The organism is Corallococcus interemptor, assembly GCF_003668875.1.
In the GTDB taxonomy this organism is placed as follows: domain Bacteria; phylum Myxococcota; class Myxococcia; order Myxococcales; family Myxococcaceae; genus Corallococcus; species Corallococcus interemptor.
Window position 1 is genome coordinate 1 of record NZ_RAWM01000240.1, and the last position, 3,684, is coordinate 3,684.

4 protein-coding genes are annotated in these 3,684 nt (G+C 71.5%); all 4 read right to left on the reverse strand.

From position 1 onward, the window contains the following. On the reverse strand, nt 1-796 hold a 796-nt coding region (locus tag D7X96_RS42060), incomplete at its 3' end, for an ABC transporter permease (protein WP_121771979.1). Continuing rightward, nucleotides 793-1,782: an ABC transporter ATP-binding protein gene (locus D7X96_RS38690; RefSeq protein ID WP_120552934.1), complete on the reverse strand. Its 990-nt coding sequence runs from the start codon at nt 1,780-1,782 to the stop codon at nt 793-795. The genes D7X96_RS42060 and D7X96_RS38690, both read right to left, overlap by 4 nt. A gap of 39 nt (nt 1,783-1,821) precedes the next feature. Next, nucleotides 1,822-2,706, reverse strand: a complete 885-nt coding sequence (cyoE, locus tag D7X96_RS38695; protein WP_121725686.1) for a heme o synthase — start codon at nt 2,704-2,706, stop codon at nt 1,822-1,824. 220 nt (nt 2,707-2,926) lie between these two features. Further along, on the reverse strand, nt 2,927-3,684 hold a 758-nt coding region (locus tag D7X96_RS38700), incomplete at its 5' end, for a tetratricopeptide repeat protein (protein WP_121771980.1).

Here is a 3,684-nt window from a genome sequence, read left to right on the forward strand (position 1 = left end):
TGAGCGTCTCGTGGGCTCGGAGATGTGTATAAGAGACAGCCTGCGCCCCGTACAGCGCGCGGCGCACGCCCTCCACGGAGAAGCGCATGGGGTTGAGCGTCATCACCCACGACAGCACCGGCCCGGCGCCCTTCACCGGGAACATGGCCCCGGAGAGCACCCACATGGGCAGCATCACCAGGCTCATCACCGCGTGGTAGCCCGCGCTCGACTTCACCCACCACGCGAGCGCCATGCCCATGCCGGTGAGCGCCAGCGCCGACAGCACCATCACCGCCGCGAGCAGCGCATAGTCCACCGACTTCACGTCCACGCCCGCCAGCGGCGCGAAGAGCAGGAACAGCGACGCCTGCATCAGCGCGATGCTGGAGGACCCCAGCGCCTTGCCCAGCACCACCGCCAGCCGCGAGCCCGGCCCCGCCAGCACCGCCTGGAGGAAGCCCTCCTTGCGGTCTTCGATGACGGTGATGGTGGCGAAGATGGCGCTGAAGAGCACCACCATGGTGACGACGCCCGGGAAGAAGAACTGCTGGTAGCCCAGCCCCTGCGCGCCCTCCACGCGGAACGAGCCCGCGAAGCCGGAGCCGATGACGAACCAGAACAGGATGGGCTGCGCCAGCGCGCCCACCCCCCGGCTGGGCTGGCGGAAGAAGCGCACCACGTCGCGCGACAGGAGCACCCACACGGTGGCCCACTGCAGCGCCAGCGTCCCCGGCTCCCGGCGGTGGGCCGGTGCGGCGGGCGCGGCTTCCACCGGGGAAGAGGACGGAACAGACACGGGGATGTCGGCGCTCATCGGCGTTTCCTCGGCGCGGGCGTGGGCGAGGGCGCATCCGCCCCCAGCGCCTTCCCGGTGAGCTGGAGGAACACGTCCGCCAGCGTGGGCCGGCGCAGCGACACGGAGGCGAACCGTCCCGGGGGGAAGGCCTCCACCAGCCGCGGCACCAGCGCATGTCCCTGCGAAGCCTCCACCTGCACCCGCCCCTCCACCACCTGCGCCGCCAGCCCCAGGCGCTGCGTCACCTGCGCGGCCAGCGCCTCCGGCTCCGGGCCCTCCAGCGTGAGGATGTCACCGCCCATGCGCGCGGCGAGTGCCCGGGGCGTGTCGCACGCCACCAGCTTCCCGGCATCCAGCACGGCCAGCCGGTCGCACCCTTCCGCCTCGTCCGCCCGGTGCGTGGTGAGCAGCACGGTGACGCCCTGCGCGTCGCGCAGCCGCTTCAGGTGCGTCCAGAACGTGCGGAAGGCCGCCTCGTCCAGCCCTTGCGTGGGCTCGTCCATCAGCACCACGCGCGGCTGGTGCACCAGCGCCCGCGCCAGCTCCAGCCGCCGGCGCATGCCGCCCGACCAGGTGCCCACCTTCTCATCGCCCCGGTCCTGCAGGCCGATGAGCGCCAGCATCGTCTCCACCCGCGCCTTCGCGTCCGCGCCGGTGAGGCCGTACAGGCGCGCGCCCAGGAGCAGGTTCTCCCGCGCGGTGAGCAGGTCATCCAGGCTGCTCCTCTGGAAGATGATGCCCATCTGGCGCCGCAGCGCCGGGTCGCTCAGCGACAGCACCCGGCCGGCGAAGTGCACCTGGCCGGCGTCCGGCGAGAGCAGGCCCGCGAGCAGCTGGAAGGTGGTGGACTTGCCGGCACCATTCGGGCCCAGCAGCCCCAGGATTTCGCCCGGCTGCACGGACAGCGACAGCCCGTCCACGGCGGTGCGCCCGCCAAAGCGGCGAGTGAGCCCCTCGATGCGCAACAGCGGCGGGGGCGGGGTCGGAACGGAGGTGTCAGGCATGCGGAGTGCGGCCTTGCGCCAGGTCGCCGCGCGAGGGCGCTAGCCGCGGGGGACGCGGTCCAGCACCATCACGACGAACAGGACGGCGAGATACACGAGCGAATACGCGAACGTCTGGCGCGCCCAGGCCTTTCCCAGGTGCTTGAAGAAGCCCCACGCTCCCAGGCCGAGGAAGCCCAGCCCCAGCACCACCGCCGTCGCCAGGTACCACGTGCCGGAGATGTTCAGCTGGAACGGCAGGAGCGTCATGGGCACCATCGCGACCAGGTAGAGCACCACCTGCGCGCGGCTGGACTCGTCCCCGCGCTCCAGCGGCACGGACTTGAGGCCCGCGGCGGCGTACTCGTCCTTGCGGAACAGCGCGATGGCGATGAAGTGCGGCATCTGCCAGAGGAACATGATGGCGAACAGCGCGAAGCCGCCCGCGTCCACCTGGCCCGTCACCGCCGTCCAGCCCATCAGCGGCGGCAGCGCGCCGGGAATCCCGCCCACCAGCATGGCCGCGGACGTGCGGGCCTTGAGCGGCGTGTAGGCCAGCACGTAGCTGAGCAGCGCGATGAGCCCCAGCACGCCGGTGAGCAGGTTGGCGCCCAGCACCAGCGCGGGCAGGGACACCGCCGCCAGCGACAGGCCGAACCAGAGCGCCGTGTTGGGGTCCATGCGCCCGGCGGGCAGCGGCCGGTTGCGCGTGCGCGCCATGAACTGGTCGCTGTGGCGCTCCATGTAGCAGTTGAACGCGTTCGCCGCCCCCACCGTCCCCGCCGTCGCCAGCAGCGTCACCAGCGCCCGCACCGGCGTGAACGGCCCCGGCGCCAGGAACATGCCGCCCGCCGCGGTGATGAGCACCAGCAGCGACAGCCTCGGCTTGGTGAGGGAGATCAGGTCGGACGCGGTGGATGACTGGGACAGGGCACGCGCGCTCAAGCGGACTCCAGCAGATGGCCCCTGGACCGCGGCCGCTACCGGCTACCGGTCAAGGGGGGGTGGTGGGGTGGACCCTCCCATACCGTCACCCGGGAGGGGTGGCAAGGCGGAGACTCCCCGCCACATCAGCCTGCCTTGTCGCCCCCCGTCGAAAACGAAACGCCGCGAAGCCCGGAGAGGGGGCCTCGCGGCATGGGGGGACAGCGGACAGCGGGGCTTTTCAGTTCCCCGCGAGCCGCTGCGCGTCGGCGAGGTACTCGCCCTTGGGCTCGCGGCGCACGTACTCGGCCGCCAGCGTCTTCACCTTGCCCGACTGCTTGGGGTCCTTGGAGAGCAGCGACGCGTAGAAGTAGTACACCGGCGAGTAGTTCTCGTCGGCCTGCAGCGCGCGCTGGTAGGTCTCGTCCGCCTTCGCCGTGTCACCCTTGCCCTGGTAGACGCGGCCCAGCTCCGTGAGCGCGTTGGCGACGCGGTCCGGCTGGCCGAAGAACTCCTGGCTGGCCTTCTCCAGCTGCTCCTTGGACTTGTCCCACTCCGAGCGCTCCCGGTAGATGGCGCCCATGGCGAGCCGGGCCTCCGGGTTCTTCGCCTTGGGGTCCTTCACCGCGCGCTGGTACTGCGCGAGCGCGTCCTCCAGCTTGTTCTGGCGGCGGTAGGCGTTGCCCAGCATCACCACCAGCTTGGGGCTGTCGCCCATCGTCTTGAGCGCGGTGACCAGGGCCTCGGAGGCCTCCTTCTCACCGCCCGGCTTGCCCATGAGGGCCTTGGCCAGCTCGACGTGGAACTGCGCGCGGCTGGCGTCCACGCGGATGGCCTTGCGGATCTCCTCCGCGGCCGCGTCGTAGTTGCCCTCCGCCAGCAGGCGGCGGCCCTTGATGAGGTTCAGCTCCGGGTTCTGCTTATCGAGCGCGAAGCCGGTCTCCTCCGCCTTCGCCACCTCCTGCTTCGCCTTGGCGGGATCCGCCGGCACGCCCGTGG